This is a genomic window from Halobaculum sp. CBA1158 (genome assembly GCF_021431925.1).
Classification (GTDB): Archaea; Halobacteriota; Halobacteria; order Halobacteriales; family Haloferacaceae; genus Halobaculum.
The window spans coordinates 2,203,395-2,219,123 of sequence record NZ_CP090371.1 but is presented as its reverse complement, the minus strand read 5'-3'; the positions used below and the strand labels follow the sequence as shown (position 1 = coordinate 2,219,123).

The following is a 15,729-nucleotide window of genomic DNA, read 5'->3' as shown; positions in this document are numbered from 1 at the left end:
CGGTGCGCGGCGGCGTGCGGATCACTAGACGAACGGTCCTCATCGCGCTCGTCGCGCTCCTGGCGTTCAGCGGCGCGGGACTGGGCCTCGTCGGGCCCGAACTCGGGTTCACGCCCCTAGAGGACTCGACGGATTCCGTCTCGGCGACGCCGTCCGAGAGCCCATCCCCCCCGCCGGTGACGGTGACGCCGCCGGCAACGTCCACGTCCGCCCCCGACGCGGAGACGGCCGACGGCGACGACGGTATGGTGGACGACAATAACGGAATAACGGAGACGACGGGGACGACGACCGCGACCGCGTCGGCGACGACCGCCACGCCGGGGCCGTTGACGGCGACGGGGACCGCAAACGCGACGGACTCGTCCGACCGTGACGGCGACGGCAGCGACACCGACGGCGAGTCGGGCGAACCCGACGGTGACACCGGGAGCGACGCCGGCGGCGGGAACGACGCCCCGGCGCTGTCACCGACGATGTCGCTGTCGGCCTCGTCGCCGTCGGACGTCCGAAACCCGACGGGGTCGGTCAGCTCCGTCGAGGGGGTAGTGACCGCGCGGGCGACCTGGACCGGTGAGGTCGACTCGGTCGTGTTCGTCGTCAGCGCCCGGACGCCGGACGGCAACTGGGTCGAAATCGACAGGGGCGCGACGAGGACGGTCGACGGGAGCGCGACGTTGGCGTCGGCGCTGGATCGGTCGTCGTTCACCTACGTCGACGCGGCGAACGCTTCGGCGCTCGACAACCCTGAGAACGGATCGACCGTGACCCGGACGGGGTCGGTCGCGGTAACGGCCGTGTTCTTCGCGGACGGGAGTCCGGTCGGCGAGGTGAACCGCGTGGCCACCTACTCGTTCGAGGTGGTCAACACCGGCCCAGTCAACCTCGAAACGTCGACGCGGACCTCCCGGGGACTCACCGTCGACGACGCTGCGCCGGGCGTGGTCACCGAACGTCGTTTGACGGTCCGTAACCCGGGAGACGCGGACGGTGTCCTCGAACTCGCGTTCGAGAACCGATCGGCCGCGGAGAACGGGCTGGCCGAGCCGGAGCGCCCGGTCGACCGCGCGGGCGTCGTTGAGCTTCGCCGCCAGCTTTCGGTTCGGGTCTCCGTGACGACGCCGGACGCTGACGGCGGCCGAACGTACCTCGTCGGTGGCCCCGATGAGTTCATTGCTTACACTACTGTCGGCGACGCTCTGGGCTCCGTTGATCTCCAGGCCGGCCGAGAACGAACCGTAATTGTGGAGTGGCGCGTGCCGCGGTCGGCCGGCAACGAGATCATGACCGATGTCGTGACATTCGATCTCCGGGCGACCCTAACCGTCGACGGAACGGCCTGATCGCTGGACGCGTCGGATCGGTTGCACGCGGTCGCTCGGTTGCAAAGGCTCGATCGCTCGGACGGCCTCGGCCGCGCACGCGCGCTCGGTGCCTCCGGTACGGGATGATCACCCGACCAGCAGACGAAGGTTCAGCGCGGTGGTGAATGCCCCGACGACCGCGAGGACTGCGGGGGGGAGGTAGTAGCCGAGACGGTCGCCGGCGCGGGCGCTGGCGAGGCTGATGCCGAGACAGACGCCAAAGACGGCAAGCTTGAGTCCGACGAGGCCGAACTCCCCAAAGGCGTTGACGGCGGCGGCGACGAGCGCGTTCGCCTCTCGAATCCGGTCGGAGTAGCCGATGAGCGCGAGCGTCGTCACGATGTCGCCGACACCGTAGGTGAGCGTCGCGAGAAACCACAGCCGGGAGAACTCACCCGGATCGAACGAGGCGAGTGACCCCATCGTTCCAGGGTCGTCGTCGCGACGTTCCTCCCCGTCCCGAGACATGGGGGCGGATCAACCCCCGCGCATAAAACCCCGCCGGATGCGGAGACGCCGGTCGACGCATCCCCCTTTCGTCCCGCGTCGCCGGGGCGACTCAGCCGTCCTCGGGGCGCGGTCGCTCCGACCCGGTCACCGAGCCCAGCTCCCCGTCGGGGTCGCTGAACAGCTCCTGTTGCTTGCGAGCGCGCTCCTCGCGCCGTCGTTCCATCTCGCGTTTCGCCTCCTTTCCGCGCTGTTTCAGCTCGTCGATCCGCCGGGCAGCGCCGACGTTCGAGAACAGCACCGCCGCCGAGACCTCTCGCGCGCCCTCGCGAGGGTCGTCGCCGTGGGCGATCCGCTGTGCGCCGGTGAGGTCCTGCAGGAACTGCCGCGACTCGTCGATGCCGCGCTGGGTCAGTCGGTCGGCGGGACCGGTCACGAGCAGCGCGACGCCCTCGGCGGTCTCCGGGTCGACGTCCATCGTGAGGCTCCGCGAGGCGGTCTTGACTGTGTCGACGAGCGCGCGCGTCGCCCGGTCGCGCTCCACCGGTTGCCCGTTCGTCCGGAACCGGTCCAAGAGGCCGTCGTGGCGCTCGTCGATCTCGCGGGAGGCGTATCCGAGCACGGAGACGCCGCCCATCTCCAGGACTGCGAACAGGTCGGCGACGTCGACGTACATCTCGGCGCTGTCTGGGGCTCGCTCGCCGGCGCTCAGGAACGTCACCCACTTGCGGGCGATGTCGCGGTTGATCCGGCCGTAGTTCTCGCGGATCGACTCGTCGGGCGAGAGGTACACCGCGTTGTCGACGAGAAACAGGTTGTCCGTCGCCTGGCCGAACTCCATGAACGAGCGGGCGGCGTTGAGTTCCATGTGGCCCCGCTCGTTCGGGAGGACCCCGAGCCCGAACACCGGCACGTCGTACCACGCCCGCAGGTGATCGGCCAGGATCGGGGCTCCGCCGCTCCCGGTGCCGCCGCCCAGCGCGGCCACCACGACCAGGGCGTCGGTCGCGTGCCACGGCGCGGACGCGATCGCGTTCTTCACGAGCGTTAGATTCTCTCCCAGCAGGTCCGCGCCCAACTCGGGCTTGTTCCCCGTTCCCGACGGGCGCATCTCCGGCGAGGTGAGCAGAAGTCGGTTCGATTCGGGCAGGTGATCCAGCGCCCGGAAGTCGGACTCGGCCGTGTTGAGCGCGTACGCGTCGGCGACGACGCCGCGACCGACCTCCTCGTCGACCGTCACCAACGCGTCGACGATCTTGCTCCCGCCGTTCCCGACGCCGATGGCCGTGACTTCCATGCGTCGGCCCCCGGACCCGCGACGGTTTGTAATACTCTCCGTACGCGCCACACGATCACGTTACCGCACTACGGCACCGTTGCGCCCGCGGTCCCGAGCGGACCGGTCGACCGGCCGAGGCCTCGGTGTATGCCGGCGTTTCTCCCCGCCGGCGACTCACTCGCCGCGCGCGTCGCCGTTCGCGCCGGCGAGACAGCGCCAGGCGTACACCGTCCGGAGGACGCCCGCCGCGTCGCCGGGCGCGAACACGAGGTCGTCGCTCGCGCGGACGTGCTCGAGCACGCGCTCGGAGGCGTGCTCGGGCGCGGCGGCGACGCCGGCGTCGCGGTCGGCGGCCCACTCCATCACCCGCAGGTCGGACTTGGAGTCGCCCATCACGCAGACGAACGGCTCGGCGATGCCGAGCACGTCCAGCGACGCCTCGACGCCGGCGGCCTTGTGGAGGTCGCCGGCGGCCAACTCCGCCGCGTCGGCGCGGTACAGCGCCACCTCGATCCGCTCGAACAGCGGGACGGCCGCCGCCGGAACCGACTCGGGGACGCCCGCCCCGGCCCGGCGGACCGCGGCCGCGATCTCCGGGTCGGCGTCGCCGTAGAACGCCCGGGCGGCCGCGGGGCCGTTCTCGAGGCCGTCGACGCGCGCGGCGACCGCCTCCCCCACCAGCCCCAGGAGGTGGACCATCGCGTCGTCGATCACGGCCTCCGCGTCGTCGCTGCCGGTCTCGTAGTTGGGCTTGAGCGTGACGTTGAACTCGTTGCCCTGGAGGTGACAGCCGCGTCGGACGCCCTCGGGGGCCTCGCGGAGCACGCTCCCACGGACGTCGTCGACGACGCCGCGCACGTCGTCGTCGAGCCCCTCGTACAGCAGGCGCTTGGTGTCCGCGCCGTTGCCGGGCGTGAACACGCCCGCGCCGGCCTCGTACACGACCGACACGTCGCCCGAGTGGACGAGTTCGTTCCCGAGCCCCTGGATGAGAAACCCCTTGACGTTCTCGAGGGTCTGCCCGGTGCAGATCACCAGCGGCACGTCGCGCTCGGCGAACTCGGTGAGCAGGTGGAGCGTCTCGCGGGGGATCTCGTTGTCCGTGTCGCCGGCCGAGCGCAGCGTCTCGTCCACGTCGAGCACGAGCGCGTTCGGCGCGCGACCGTACTTCCCGTGGAGGTCCAGCGCCGTGAACGCCGCCTCGCGGTCGGCCATCGACGCTACCTCCGCCAGCGCCGCACCCCCGATCTCGCTGTCGGCGCGGTCGGTGTCGCCGTCGCGGTCGACGTTGCTGTCGCGGTCAGCGTTGCCGTCGCGGTCAGCGTCACGGTCGCGGTCGACGTTGCTGTTGCGGTCAGCGTCGCGGTCGACGTTGTCGTCGCGGTCGGTGTCCGTCTCGAGCATGAACGTCCGTTCTATCCGGGCCCGGCGCTGGAACAACTCCGCGTTGGCCTCGTCCCATCGGTCGAGCGCGACACGGGAGTCCAGCGGCGGGAACAGGTCCACGAACTCGCGGTACGCGCGAAGCGTCTCCGTGTCGAACTCCGCGTACAGTTCGTAGAGGCGATCGTAGCGGGTCATACCGAGGATACAGGGGGACGCCCCAAAAGGATCACTCGCGCCGCGAATACTGATGCGTGAAGTACGCCACCGACACCGGCGGGAACCCGAGCGCGACCGCCGCGTACAGCCATCGGACGACGCCGATCCCGCCGACGGTCGCGTCTCTGACCCGGGCGTCCTGCAGGAGGACCGCGGCGACTCCGGGGGCCAGGATCAGCGTGTACGCGCTCCGGACGAGCGCCCAGGGGGAACTCCCCGAGGCGAGGTACGTCGACTCGACGGCGACGAGCGCGACCCACGCGAGCGTCCCCCCGAGCGCGAGCGCGGCCCACGGGCCGGTCTCGTCGGCGGGGTCGGGCCGGTCTTCGGGGTGGAGCATCGACGGCGGCGGCGACGACTCGGACACGACGGCCGTCGAGGACTCGACCGACAAAAACGGCCCGCCGAGGGACATATGTGCCCGCAGGCCGTGTGAGCGGTATGGCAGACGCAGGGCAGAAACGCGAGACTGGACGTCTGTTGTTCGTGCTCGGAGGGATCGCCGCGATCGTGTTCTCCCTCGCGATCGTCGTGATCTGGGCGCTGTCGTACGGGCCGCTCGGGTAGTCAGCTACCCGGACGACGCATGCCGATACGGGCTCTCTGGATCGCCCGCGACCCCCTCACCACCGCCCGCGACCACCTCACCACCGCCCGAGTCCGCCTCGCTACCGGTCGTCGTTCTCGCTCTTCGTGGGCGGAGCGGCACGAGGACCGCTTTGCCGCCCACCCGAGGACTCGTTCCTCACTCCGCTCCTCACCCGTCCTCGCTCGCCCCGTACTCTCTCCCCTCGCGCTCGTCGGCCTTCAACCGCCGAAGGGCCGCCACGGCCTGGCTCGCGTCGTAGCCGAAGAACACGTCCTCCCCGTACTCGGCGGCGACCTCGGCGGCGTGGTTCAGGTCGTCGATGTCCACGTCCACGGCGTACAGCTCGACGGAGAACGTCACGTCGAGGTCCGAAAGCCGACTCTCGAATCCCTTCGCGATCGTCTCCAGCCAGTAGGTCGTCCCGTAGTGGGTGTCGTACAGCGGAACGACGAACTCGTCGACGTGCTCGGCCAGCGCCTCCAGGTCGAGGCCGGCGCGCTCGTGCAGGTGCCCGGGGTACGGGTCCGGGTACAGCGTGAGGTAGACGCGGCCGGGGATCCTGTCGGCCGCGTCGGCGACGAACTCGGTGATGACTTCGGCGCGCCACGCCTCCCAGTCGTCGTGATCGCTGTCTCCGAACCGTCGTTCACACCGGTCACACCGGCAGTAGCCCTGTCGAGGGAACCCCACGTCGTCGAGGCGAACGTCCCCGTTGACGGCCGCGCAGTCGTCGACGATCTCCAGCAGCCCGCGGCGGTACTCCTCGTGGGTGGGACAGATGTAGGCCCAGTCGAAGTAGGTGCGGTCGCGGGTGGCGGGGCGACCCTCGCCGTCGACCGGGACGAGATCGGGGTTCGACTCGGCGGCGGCGGTGTCGCCGAAACACGACACCATGTTCACGGCCGTCGCGAGCGGTTCCGCCGAGCGACCGGTCACGTCCTTCACCTCGTAGAAGCCCAGATCGAACTCGGTCCACTCCACCTCCTCGGCGTTGCGCGTGACGACGCCGTACGCGGTCATGGCCGTGCTTGGTCGCTCGTGTGGGTACGTGTTTCGAAGAAACGGTCGCGGGGCGGTCGGACGGGCGATACCGGCGAGCGGGGGAGGGGGTCGCTACTCCTCGCTCTCGACTTCGACCTCGACCGGTTCGGTGTCGGAGCTGAACAGCACGTACAGGAGGACGACGACGCCGAACAACACGACCAGCTTGGACTTTCCGGACATGGGCGTCCGTTCTCCGGGCGGGCACTAATCGTTTCCGACCGCGGGGGACCCACCGGCGGAAGCCGGTCGGTCGCTCCGATCGGTCTCGACGTTAGTGGACCGCGAGGTGGTCGCCGATGTCCTCGCGGACGATCTCTCCGCAGAACTCGCAGCGGACGCCGTCCTCGACGACCTCGAAGGCGGACTCGACGGGCTCGTCGGCGTTCGTGATGCAGTTGTGGTTGGGGCACTCAAGCAGGCCGACGACGCGCTCGGGACGCTCGACGCGGTTCTTCTCGACCACCGCGAACTCCCGAACGATGTTGACGGTCGCCTCCGGCGCGAGCAGCGAGATGATGTCGACCTCTCCCTGGCTCAGTTCGCGCCCCTCGACTTTCACCACGTCCTTCTTACCGAGTTTGTCCGAGGGGACGTTCATGCCGATGGAGACGCCCAGTCCCTCGTCGCCGTCGATCCCGAGCACCGCGAGGACGTTCAGGGCCTGCCCGCCGGCGACGTGGTCGATGACCGTGCCGTCGCGGATCTTCGAGACGCGAAGCTCCCGGTCGGGGGCGTCGCTCATCGCGACTCACCTCCGTCGGCCGCGGCGGGACCGTCGTCCTCGTCGTCGCCGTAGCGGTCGCTGTCGCTGTCGCCGTCGCCGTAGCGGTCGCTGTCGCTGTCGCCGTCGCCGTAGCGGTCGCTGTCGCCGTCGCCGTGATCACCGCCGAGCAGTTCGTCGAGCAGCGCCATCCGCACGGGAACGCCGTTGTGCGCCTGCGCGAAGTAGGCGGCGTGTTCGGTCGCGTCCACGTCCGGAGCGATCTCGTCGACCCGCGGCAGCGGGTGCATCACGGTGAGGTCGTCGCGGGCGCGCTCGAGCGTCTCGGCGTCGATCTGGTACTCGCCGGCGACCTGCTGGTACTCGTTCTCGTCCGGGAAGCGCTCGCGCTGGATCCGCGTGACGTACAGCACGTCCAGTTCCCCGAGCACCTCGTCGAGGTCGGTGTGTTCCCTGAGTCGGGCCCCGGCGTCGTGGAGGTCGAACTGGACCCCGCGGGGCAGCCGCAGCGACTCGGGGCTGACGAAGTGCATCCGCGCGTCGAAGTTGGTGAGCGCCGACGCCAGCGAGTGGACCGTCCGCCCGTACTTCAGGTCGCCCATGATCCCGACGGTGAGGTCGTCGAGGCCGGCGCGTTCGCGCATCGTGTACAGGTCCAACAGGGTCTGACTGGGGTGCTGTCCGGCCCCGTCGCCGGCGTTGACGACGGGCACGTCGACGAACTGGGAGGCGAGCTTGGCCGCGCCCTCGCTGGGGTGCCGGAGGACGATCCCGTCGGCGTACCCCTCGACGACGCGCATCGTGTCCGCCAGCGACTCGCCCTTCTTCACCGACGACGACTCGACGGTGCCCATGTCGACGGTGTCGCCGCCGATCCGCTTCATCGCGGTGTCGAACGACATCTTCGTGCGCGTGCTCGGCTCGAAGAAGCACAGCGCGAGCAACTGGTCGGCGTGGCGGTCGCCGACCGCGCCCGGGTCGTCCGCGAGGTCGGCCGCTCGGTCCAGGACGGCCTCGATGTCCTCCCGGGTGAGCTGGCCCGCCGAGAGGAGGTGGTCGTGTCGCATCACCGAATACGCCGTCGCCGCCTCCCTTCAATCGCTCGCCTCGGCTATCCGGCCGCAGTCATGCGGTTTTGCACGGAGGTGCACCGCGCGGGCGACGCGGTTTCGAGATTCGAAGCGGCGAGGCGGGAGCGATCGGAACCGGCGTGTCAGCGCTCCCGCCCCGTCACCGCTGGAACCGGAACGTCACGTGCAGCACGGTGGTCTACCGGTCGATCCACCCGGCTGCGACGGTCGCCGTCCGTGAGGCGATCTCGACCCCGGTGATGTCCTCCAGCGTCTCGTCGGCGTCGGCGCTCAACACACCGGTTTCACGTCGATCCCCATCCCGGTCAGCGCGTCGGCGTAGTCGTCGTAGGCGACCTGCACGACGTACTCCGCGACCATCCGGGCGCGCTCCCAGTCGTCGCCGTCCTCGTCTCCGCACAGGTCCTCCAGCAGCGCCAGTCCGCGCTCCAGTTCCTCCTCGGTCTCGGCGCGCAGGTCGCGAAAGAGGTCCGCGCGCGCCTCGTCGCCCTCGTTGACGAACAGGGAGACGATCTGGAGGTGCGAGCGGTCGCTGACGAGCCCGCGGCCGACCGTGCCGGCGGCGATCCGTTCTACCGGATCCTCCCGCGCGCGGAGGTACTCGTGCATGGTGCCGCCGTCGGCCGGATCGTGCTCGACCCCGAGGTCCGACAGCGAGTCGAGCACGCGCTCGCGGTGGTCGCGCTCGCGGTCGGCGAGCCACCCGAACAGCTCCGCGGCGGCGTCGCCGCCGCCGTCCGCGCCGTTCTCCCCGCCGGCCTCGGTCGCGTCGTCGGCCCACTGCGAGAAGGTGACGTGCGCGGCGTGTTCGGAGTCGGCGACCGCCCGCAACACGGCCTCGGGCTCCAGCGTCGCGTCCGTGAGCGCGATGAGCAGCTTGTTCGAGCCGAGTCGCTCCAACTCGGTCGACTTCGCCGACTCGACGCGCTCGCGGAAGGCCTCGCCGTCCATACTCGACGGTCGGTCACGGCGGCGTTAACGTTTCCCCCGAGCGACACCATCGATCTCCCATGGCACACATCGACGCCGGCGAGATCCTTCCGAACGACCACGTCCAGCAGCTGGCCGCCGCGGGCGAGGTGACGCAACTGCACCGCGGACACGCCTACGCCGAGGCGGGCGACACCTTCGAGATCGACGGCACGACGTTCGAGGTGACGGCGATCGAGCGCCGAACCCTCGGCGACCTCACCGACGAGGACGCCCGCGCTGAGGGCTCCGAGGACCTCGAGGCGTACAAGCGCCGACTGGAGCACGTCCACGACGAGTTCGAGTGGGACGACGACAGCGAGGTCGTCAGACACGCCTTCGAGCCGCGGGAGTGAGGTAGTTCGATGAGCGACCGCGCAGGCGACGCTACCGGCGACGACTCCGCCGGTGGCGACCCCGGCGGCGACCTCACCGGCGACGCTCCCCCCGCGTTCGACGGGGTCGAGCCGGGGGGAGAACTGGCCCCCGAGGCGCTCGCGCGTCGCCTCCGCGCCGGCGACGCCGCGTCGGTGCTGGACGTGCGCGACCGCCCGGAGTTCGAGTCGTGGCACGTCGACGGGCGGCGCGTGACCGCCCGACAGGTGCCGCACGTGAAGTTCGTCGCCGCCGGGGCGACCGGCGACGCGACCGACCCATTGCCCGACGACCTCTCGGAGCCGATCGTCGTCGTCTGCGGCCGCGGCGCGGCCAGCGCCGAGGTGGCCAGCGACCTCGCGGCCGCCGGCGTCGACGCTGTGAACCTCGCGGGCGGCATGGACGCGTGGGCCGAGACGTACCTCGCCGAGCCGGTCGTCGACGACGACGACCTGGCGGTGATCCAGTACCAGCGCCCCTCCTCCGGCTGTCTCGCGTACCTGGTCGTCGCCGGCGACGACGCGGTCGTGATCGATCCCCTCCGGGCGTTCGCCGACCGGTACGTCGCCGACGCGGCCGCCCGCGACGCGACCATCGTTCGCGCCGTCGACACCCACGTCCACGCCGACCACGTCTCGGGCGTCCGTGCGGTCGCGGACGCGGCCGGCGCACGCGCGACCGTGCCGGCGGGGGCGCGCGAGCGCGGCCTCGCGTTCGCGGCCGACCTCGTCGCCGACGGCGACGAGATCCGCGTCGGCGACGCGACGCTGACCGCGGTCGACGCGCCGGGACACACGAGCGAGCAGATCTGCCTTCGACTCGACCGCGCCGGCGACGCCCCGAGCGTGCTGTTCTCCGGAGACGCGCTGTTCCTCGGGAGCGTCGGCCGGCCCGACCTGGAGGCGGGCGAGTCCGGTGCGCGCGGGCTGGCCGAGCGGGCCTACGAGACGCTCCACGACCGACTGCTCGCGCTCCCCGACGACACGATCCTCGCGCCCGGCCACGTTGCGGACGTCGCCGACGCCGGAGGCCTCGACGGACGGCCGGCGGTCTACGCGGCCCCGTTGTCGGCGGTTCGCGACCTCGACGTGCTCGCGCTCGATCGCGAGTCGTTCCTCGACCGGGTCGCCTCGTCGCTGCCGCCGCGGCCCGCGAACCACGAGCGGATCGTCGCCGCTAACCTCGGGACCGCGACGATGGACGACGAGACGGCGTTCGAGGCGGAGCTGGGCCCGAACAACTGTGCGATCGAGTGACTCACCGTCCGAGGGGTTTTATCCGAGGCACCCGCCGCCGTCGCATGGGCGAACACGACGTCGTCGAGCGCACCGACGAGCCGCTGACGGCCGACCGGATCCGTGCCGACCTGCGCGACCTGGGCGTCGACGCCGGCGAGACCGCCCTTGTGCACTCGTCGCTGTCGGCGATGGGGTGGGTCGCCGGCGGCGCGCCGACAGCGGTCGACGGTCTGCTCGAGGCGGTGACGGCTGCCGGGACGGTCGCGGTGCCGACCCACTCGACGCAGTTGTCCGAGCCGACGGCGTGGGAGAACCCGTCGGTCCCCGACGACTGGGTCGAGACGATCCGCGCAGAGGCGGCCCCCTACCGACCGGCGGTGACGCCGTCGCGGGGGATGGGAGCGATCCCCGAGTGCCTGCGGACCTACCCGGACGCCGTCCGGAGCCGCCACCCGACCACGTCGTTCTCGGCGTGGGGTGCGGCGGCCGAGGCTGTGGTCGCGGACCACGCGTACGACTCCCCGATGGGGGAGGAATCGCCGCTCGCGCGGCTGTACGAGCGAGACGCGCTGATCGTCCGGATCGGCGTCGACGCGAACACCTCCCTCCATCTCGCGGAGTATCGAGCCGACCTCGACGACCCGCCCGAACGGAGCGGCGGGCGGGCGCTGGTCGACGGCGAGCCGCGGTGGGTGACCTTCGAGGAGCCGACCTCCCGCGACGACTTCCGCGACGTCGAGGCCGCGTTCGAGGCGGCCGATCCCGACCGGGTGTGGCGCGGACGCGTCGGCGACGCCGAGGCCGTCGTCTGTCGCATGCGACCGCTGGTCGACTTCGCCGTCGAGTGGATGGAGGCGAACCGCTGAGGCTCCGCCAAACGGCGACGGCTCACGACCGGGTCGCGACGTCGACCGGCCGGAATCGCATCCGGACCCGGACGCCGGCCGGGTCGACGTTGTCGATGTCCAACCGTCCCCCGGACAGCTCGACGACCCAGAATATCACCCACAGGCCGAGCCCGGTGACGTGCTGAAGCGGGAACTCCCTGGAGGCCGCAAGCGCCGCCAGGTCCTCCTCGGGGACGCTCGACCCGTCGTCGGCGACCTCGACGGTCACCCACTCGGAGCCGGTAGAGACTGACGCGTCGACCGCGAGTTCGCCGGCGTCGTTGTGTGTGGCGGCGTTGTCGAGCGCCTCGCGCACAGCGAGCGCCGCAGAGGGATGTGCCGTCGCCGGGGCGGTCTCTGGCGTCGAGAGGGTCACGTCGACTCCGGGGTGGGTCTCGCGAAAGCGCGACACCTCCGCGCGCACGGTGGCCGCGAGGTCGGCCTCGACGGTCTCGTCGTCGTTCCACAGCTCCGTCAGCGTGTTCGCCTTCTCGGAGAGGCCGTGGACTCGGTCGACGTGGTCGGTCATCGTCCGCAGCCTCCCCGTGAGCGCCTCGTCGTCGGTCGACTCGGCGGCGGTGGCGGCGATCCCGCGAATGATCGCGACCTCGTTGCGGATGTTGTGCCGGAGCACCCGCTGGAGGACGGTGAGTCGCCCGGTCAACCGCGCCTGCTCGGCGCGCTCGCGGCGAACCCGTTCGACGTAGTAGCCGACGAGCGCGCCGGCGCTGACACCGAGACTCCACCCGATCGAGAGGACGATCATCGGCTCGGTGGTGGGATCGCCGTCGGCGATCCGCGTGGCGAGATACAGCGCCGCGAGCGCGCCGACGACGATTCCCGATCCCAGTCCCGTGAGCACGACCCGGCTCACGCGGTCGGGCGCGAACCGGTCGCGAGCCACCCGGACCGCGACGAACCCCAGCGCCACGGCGAACACCACGAGGATCGACGCCTCGGCGAGGTCGATGACGAGTCGGTCGTCGTCGAACACCACGTGGGCGGCGGCGAGCGCGAGGACCGATCCGGTCAGGAGCGCCGGGAGGGCTCGGATCGCCCCCGTTCGATTCACGACCCCCGGTTCGCCCGTGTCCGTTGAAACGTTTGCGGCGAGAGACCCGATCGCTCGCGGCCGATCCGACGCTCACGGCGTTCGCTGCGTTCGTGGGACGGATGAGGCTGGTCGCCGATCAGTCGTCGTCGGCCGCAGCCCCGGTGGCGTCGCCGCTCGCGGCGGCCTCGTCCTCGATGCTCGGGGGGTACTTCCCGCGGTCGAGCTTCAGGTCCGACTGCGCGCGCGCCATGCAGGTGAGCGCGTAGTCCTCCGCCTCCTCCTCGGTGAGCGCGCGGGCGACGGCGGCCTGTTGGGCCACCTCGCCCTCGACGATCTCGGCGGTACAGGCCAGACACATCCCGACGCGGCAGGAGTACTCCTGGGCGATCCCCTCCTCGATGCAGGCGTTCAGGATGGTCTGTTTGTCCGACACCGTGATCTCGTCGCCGGTGCCGACGAACTCCACCGTGTACTCGGTCATGCACCCACGGTTCTCGGGTTCTCCCTTCTACGTTTCGCTCCGCGGGTGACGCCCCCGACGGCGACGCGGGCAGCCCGGCCACACCGGCGACGGCTCCGGTCTATCTCCCCTCGAACGCCGGCGACCGGTCCTCGGTGAACGCCGCCACCCCCTCCGCGTGGTCGTCCGACTCGAGGACGGCCGCCTGCGCGCCCGCCTCGTGTTCGATCGCCTCCCCGAGCGTCGCGAACTCCGAGCGCAGGAGTCGCTTGGACGTCCTGAGCGCGACCGTCGGCCCCGAGGCGATCCGGTCGACGAGCATCGAGAACCGCCCCTCGAACTCGTCGTCCGCGACGGCGTGGTTCACGACGCCCAACTCCTCGGCGCGCTCGGCCGTCAGGAGCTCGCCGGTGTACACGAGCTCCTTGGCGACGTTCTCGCCGACGAGTCGCGGCAGGAGATACGAGGTACCGGAGTCGACCGCGAGCCCGACCTCTCGGAAGCCGAAGCCGATCCGGGCGTCCTCGTGCATCGCGGTCACGTCGCAGGCGACGGCGAGGTTCGCGCCCGCGCCGAAAGCCGGTCCCTCGATGCGCGCGACCGTCGGGAACTCGCACTCGTACACGCGCTTCACGCACCGACCGATCTCCTGGACGATGTGGCGGACGGCGTCGTCGGTCGGCGCGTCCGACTCCTGGCGCTCCAGCATCGAGTCGACGTCGCCGCCGGCGCAGAAGGCGGGACCCTCGCCCGCGACCACCACACACCGGGCGTCGCCGCCTTCCAGGTGGTCGAGGGCGGCCCCGATCCCGTCGGTCATCGCCGTCGACAGCGCGTTGCGCCGGTCGGGGTCCGCGAGGACGATCCGGGCGATGCCGTCGTCGCGTTCGAGCCGCACGACGCCGTCGGAGAACTCCGTTACGTCTGCCATGGCGGTGTAACGGAGCCCCGGGGTATGGCCGTTTCCCCCGTCACGTCGCCGGCGGCGACGCGAGCGCCTCGAGCCTCGAGTGGGCCGCTACTCCCCCCGAAGCTCGAACTTCTGGACCTTTCCGGTCGTCGTCCGCGGGAGCTCCTCGACGAACTCGACCTCGCGGGGGTGTTTGTACTCCGCGAGGTTGTCGAGGCAGAACTGCCTGATCTCGTCGGGCGTCACGTCCGCGCCCGGCTTGGGCACGATGAACGCCTTCACAGTCTCCCCCCGGCGGTCGTCCGGGATGCCGACGACGGCGGCGTCGGCGACGGCCTCGTGTTCGAAGAGCAACTCCTCGACCTCGCGCGGGTAGACGTTGTACCCGGCGGTGTTGATCATGTGCTTCTCGCGGTCGACGATGTAGAAGTAGCCGTCCGCGTCGTGATAGCCGATGTCGCCGGTGTGGAACCACCGCTTCCCGCCGTGTTCGGTGAAGACCTCCTCGTTCGCCTCGGGGCGGTCGTGATACCCCTTCATCACGTTCGGGCCGCTGACGACGACCTCCCCGGTGATGTCGTCAAGGCTCGTCTCCTCCTCGTCGACCGGTCCCTCCTCGACCGGTGCGACCTCCTCGAAGTCGTCGTCGACGATCATCGACGAGACGCCGGGAAGCGTCTTGCCGATCGAGCCGACCCGGCGACCCTTCTCGGGCGTGTTGAAGTGCGTCACCGGGCTGGTCTCGGTGAGGCCGTACCCCTCGTAGACCGTCGCGTCGAACAGCTCCTCGAAGCGCCGGAGCACCTCGACGGGGATGCCGGAGCCGCCGACGCCGCACAGCCGGAGGCTGGAGAGGTCGCGCTCGGCGGCGTCGGGCTGGTTGATCGCGTCGTTGTACATCGCGGGCACCCCGTGCATGATCGTCAGCTCCTCGGTCTCGATCAGATCGAACGCCTCCTGGGCGTCCCACGCGGGCAGCGGGTAGTAGCCCCCGCCGTCGAACAGCGTCGCGTTCATCACGACGGTCATGCCGTAGATGTGGAACAGCGGGAGCACGCCCAGCTGCTTGTCGTCTGTGGTGATCCCGCCGGGCATGAGCGAGGCCGACATCTCCGCGTTCGACGCGAGGTTGTCGTGGGTCAACAGGACGCCCTTCGGGGTACCGGTCGTCCCCGAGGTGTACGGCTGGCAGGCCACGTCGTCGTCCGCGCGGTCGACGGTGTCGTACTCGGGCGGACCGCAGAACTCCTCGAAGGAGACGGTTCCCTCGACCGCCTGGCCGATCGTGACGACGGTGTGAACGTCCGTCTCCTCGCGCACCTCCGCGACGTGCTCGGCCAGGTCCGGCAGGGTGACGACCACCTCCGCCTCCGAGTCGGTGAGCATGTGCTCGATCTCGCGGGCCTTGTACTGGGGGTTCATCGGGACGACGACGCCTCCGGCCCGCAGCGTCCCGTGGAAGCCGATCACGAACTGCGGGAGGTTCGGGAGGTAGATCCCGACGCGCCCGCCGGTCGCCACGCCCGCGTCCGCCAGCCCGGCGGCGAACGCCCCGGTCTGGCCCCACAGCTCCCGATAGGAGATGTCCGTGCCGTCGTAGGACACCGCCGTCTCCTCGGGGTGTTCCTCTACCGTCGAACCGACGTTCGTGACGAGGTTCGTCATACGGTGTTGAGTCGACCGGTCCCGGCTAAAGTCT

16 protein-coding genes and 1 pseudogene are annotated in these 15,729 nt (G+C 70.7%); 5 read left to right on the top strand and 12 right to left on the bottom strand.

The window, feature by feature from the left end; translation table 11 throughout:
* The first annotated feature begins 2 nt into the window (after nt 1-2).
* On the top strand, nt 3-1,343 hold the full coding sequence (locus tag Hbl1158_RS11680) for a hypothetical protein (RefSeq protein ID WP_234297426.1): 1,341 nt from the start codon (nt 3-5) through the stop codon (nt 1,341-1,343).
* A gap of 108 nt (nt 1,344-1,451) precedes the next feature.
* Here the strand turns inward: Hbl1158_RS11680 and Hbl1158_RS11675 are convergent, their stop codons facing one another.
* The 4 genes from Hbl1158_RS11675 to Hbl1158_RS11660 form a co-directional block, all read right to left on the bottom strand.
* Entirely contained in the window at nt 1,452-1,787 is a 336-nt protein-coding gene (locus tag Hbl1158_RS11675; protein ID WP_234299524.1) for a hypothetical protein, read from the bottom strand.
* A gap of 136 nt (nt 1,788-1,923) precedes the next feature.
* A complete protein-coding gene (locus Hbl1158_RS11670; protein ID WP_234297425.1) occupies nt 1,924-3,108 on the bottom strand; it encodes a cell division protein in 1,185 nt (394 codons plus the stop codon).
* Nucleotides 3,109-3,264: 156 nt separating this feature from the next.
* Complete coding sequence (locus tag Hbl1158_RS11665) at nt 3,265-4,671, bottom strand: HAD family hydrolase (protein ID WP_234297424.1); 1,407 nt, start codon at nt 4,669-4,671, stop codon at nt 3,265-3,267.
* Nucleotides 4,672-4,702: 31 nt separating this feature from the next.
* Nucleotides 4,703-5,059 carry a hypothetical protein gene (locus tag Hbl1158_RS11660; RefSeq protein WP_234297423.1) on the bottom strand — a complete coding sequence of 119 codons (357 nt, stop codon included), beginning with the start codon at nt 5,057-5,059 and terminating at the stop codon, nt 4,703-4,705.
* Between the two features lie 74 nt (nt 5,060-5,133).
* On the opposite strand from Hbl1158_RS11660, the gene Hbl1158_RS17185 reads away from it, so the two are divergent.
* Nucleotides 5,134-5,259, top strand: coding sequence for a hypothetical protein (locus tag Hbl1158_RS17185; protein WP_255764080.1), 126 nt, complete (start codon nt 5,134-5,136; stop codon nt 5,257-5,259).
* A gap of 190 nt (nt 5,260-5,449) precedes the next feature.
* Here Hbl1158_RS17185 and Hbl1158_RS11655 read toward each other — a convergent pair whose 3' ends face one another.
* The 4 genes and pseudogenes from Hbl1158_RS11655 to Hbl1158_RS11640 form a co-directional block, all read right to left on the bottom strand.
* Nucleotides 5,450-6,301, bottom strand: coding sequence for a hypothetical protein (locus Hbl1158_RS11655; protein WP_234297422.1), 852 nt, complete (start codon nt 6,299-6,301; stop codon nt 5,450-5,452).
* Between the two features lie 295 nt (nt 6,302-6,596).
* Nucleotides 6,597-7,067 carry an aspartate carbamoyltransferase regulatory subunit gene (pyrI, locus tag Hbl1158_RS11650; RefSeq protein ID WP_234297421.1) on the bottom strand — a complete coding sequence of 157 codons (471 nt, stop codon included), beginning with the start codon at nt 7,065-7,067 and terminating at the stop codon, nt 6,597-6,599.
* Nucleotides 7,068-7,213: 146 nt separating this feature from the next.
* Nucleotides 7,214-8,113: pseudogene (pyrB, locus tag Hbl1158_RS11645) on the bottom strand (aspartate carbamoyltransferase); the annotation flags it as partial.
* 294 nt (nt 8,114-8,407) lie between these two features.
* On the bottom strand, nt 8,408-9,088 hold the full coding sequence (locus Hbl1158_RS11640; protein ID WP_234297420.1) for a rubrerythrin family protein: 681 nt from the start codon (nt 9,086-9,088) through the stop codon (nt 8,408-8,410).
* 59 nt (nt 9,089-9,147) lie between these two features.
* Between Hbl1158_RS11640 and Hbl1158_RS11635 the strand changes: the two genes are divergently transcribed.
* The 3 genes from Hbl1158_RS11635 to Hbl1158_RS11625 all read left to right on the top strand — a co-directional run bounded on the left by Hbl1158_RS11635 (nt 9,148) and on the right by Hbl1158_RS11625 (nt 11,585).
* A complete protein-coding gene (locus tag Hbl1158_RS11635) occupies nt 9,148-9,462 on the top strand; it encodes an ASCH domain-containing protein (RefSeq protein ID WP_234297419.1) in 315 nt (104 codons plus the stop codon).
* Between the two features lie 123 nt (nt 9,463-9,585).
* Nucleotides 9,586-10,737 carry an MBL fold metallo-hydrolase gene (locus tag Hbl1158_RS11630; protein ID WP_234299523.1) on the top strand — a complete coding sequence of 384 codons (1,152 nt, stop codon included), beginning with the start codon at nt 9,586-9,588 and terminating at the stop codon, nt 10,735-10,737.
* Between the two features lie 44 nt (nt 10,738-10,781).
* Nucleotides 10,782-11,585 (top strand): AAC(3) family N-acetyltransferase, encoded by an 804-nt coding sequence (locus tag Hbl1158_RS11625; protein ID WP_234297418.1) that lies wholly within the window; start codon nt 10,782-10,784, stop codon nt 11,583-11,585.
* A gap of 22 nt (nt 11,586-11,607) precedes the next feature.
* On the opposite strand, the gene Hbl1158_RS11620 is transcribed toward Hbl1158_RS11625, so the two are convergent.
* From Hbl1158_RS11620 to Hbl1158_RS11605, 4 genes are all read right to left on the bottom strand, one after another.
* Entirely contained in the window at nt 11,608-12,678 is a 1,071-nt protein-coding gene (locus Hbl1158_RS11620) for a HAMP domain-containing sensor histidine kinase (RefSeq protein WP_234297417.1), read from the bottom strand.
* Between the two features lie 118 nt (nt 12,679-12,796).
* Nucleotides 12,797-13,141: a 2Fe-2S iron-sulfur cluster-binding protein gene (locus Hbl1158_RS11615; RefSeq protein ID WP_234297416.1), complete on the bottom strand. Its 345-nt coding sequence runs from the start codon at nt 13,139-13,141 to the stop codon at nt 12,797-12,799.
* Between the two features lie 100 nt (nt 13,142-13,241).
* Nucleotides 13,242-14,051 (bottom strand): enoyl-CoA hydratase-related protein, encoded by an 810-nt coding sequence (locus Hbl1158_RS11610; RefSeq protein ID WP_234297415.1) that lies wholly within the window; start codon nt 14,049-14,051, stop codon nt 13,242-13,244.
* An 87-nt stretch (nt 14,052-14,138) separates the two neighbouring features.
* On the bottom strand, nt 14,139-15,695 hold the full coding sequence (locus tag Hbl1158_RS11605) for a long-chain fatty acid--CoA ligase (RefSeq protein ID WP_234297414.1): 1,557 nt from the start codon (nt 15,693-15,695) through the stop codon (nt 14,139-14,141).
* Nucleotides 15,696-15,729: the final 34 nt, after the last annotated feature.

Bases quoted from the DNA above. Each gene is read 5' to 3' on its own strand.
- Hbl1158_RS17185 (WP_255764080.1), top strand. From the start codon at position 5,134: ATGGCAGACGCAGGGCAGAAACGCGAGACTGGACGTCTGTTGTTCGTG.
- Hbl1158_RS11615 (WP_234297416.1), bottom strand. From the start codon at position 13,141: ATGACCGAGTACACGGTGGAGTTCGTCGGCACCGGCGACGAGATCACG.
- Hbl1158_RS11665 (WP_234297424.1), bottom strand. From the start codon at position 4,671: ATGACCCGCTACGATCGCCTCTACGAACTGTACGCGGAGTTCGACACG.
- Hbl1158_RS11655 (WP_234297422.1), bottom strand. From the start codon at position 6,301: ATGACCGCGTACGGCGTCGTCACGCGCAACGCCGAGGAGGTGGAGTGG.
- Hbl1158_RS11610 (WP_234297415.1), bottom strand. From the start codon at position 14,051: ATGGCAGACGTAACGGAGTTCTCCGACGGCGTCGTGCGGCTCGAACGC.
- Hbl1158_RS11675 (WP_234299524.1), bottom strand. From the start codon at position 1,787: ATGGGGTCACTCGCCTCGTTCGATCCGGGTGAGTTCTCCCGGCTGTGG.
- Hbl1158_RS11625 (WP_234297418.1), top strand. From the start codon at position 10,782: ATGGGCGAACACGACGTCGTCGAGCGCACCGACGAGCCGCTGACGGCC.
- Hbl1158_RS11640 (WP_234297420.1), bottom strand. From the start codon at position 9,088: ATGGACGGCGAGGCCTTCCGCGAGCGCGTCGAGTCGGCGAAGTCGACC.
- Hbl1158_RS11670 (WP_234297425.1), bottom strand. From the start codon at position 3,108: ATGGAAGTCACGGCCATCGGCGTCGGGAACGGCGGGAGCAAGATCGTC.
- Hbl1158_RS11605 (WP_234297414.1), bottom strand. From the start codon at position 15,695: ATGACGAACCTCGTCACGAACGTCGGTTCGACGGTAGAGGAACACCCC.
- pyrI (WP_234297421.1), bottom strand. From the start codon at position 7,067: ATGAGCGACGCCCCCGACCGGGAGCTTCGCGTCTCGAAGATCCGCGAC.
- Hbl1158_RS11635 (WP_234297419.1), top strand. From the start codon at position 9,148: ATGGCACACATCGACGCCGGCGAGATCCTTCCGAACGACCACGTCCAG.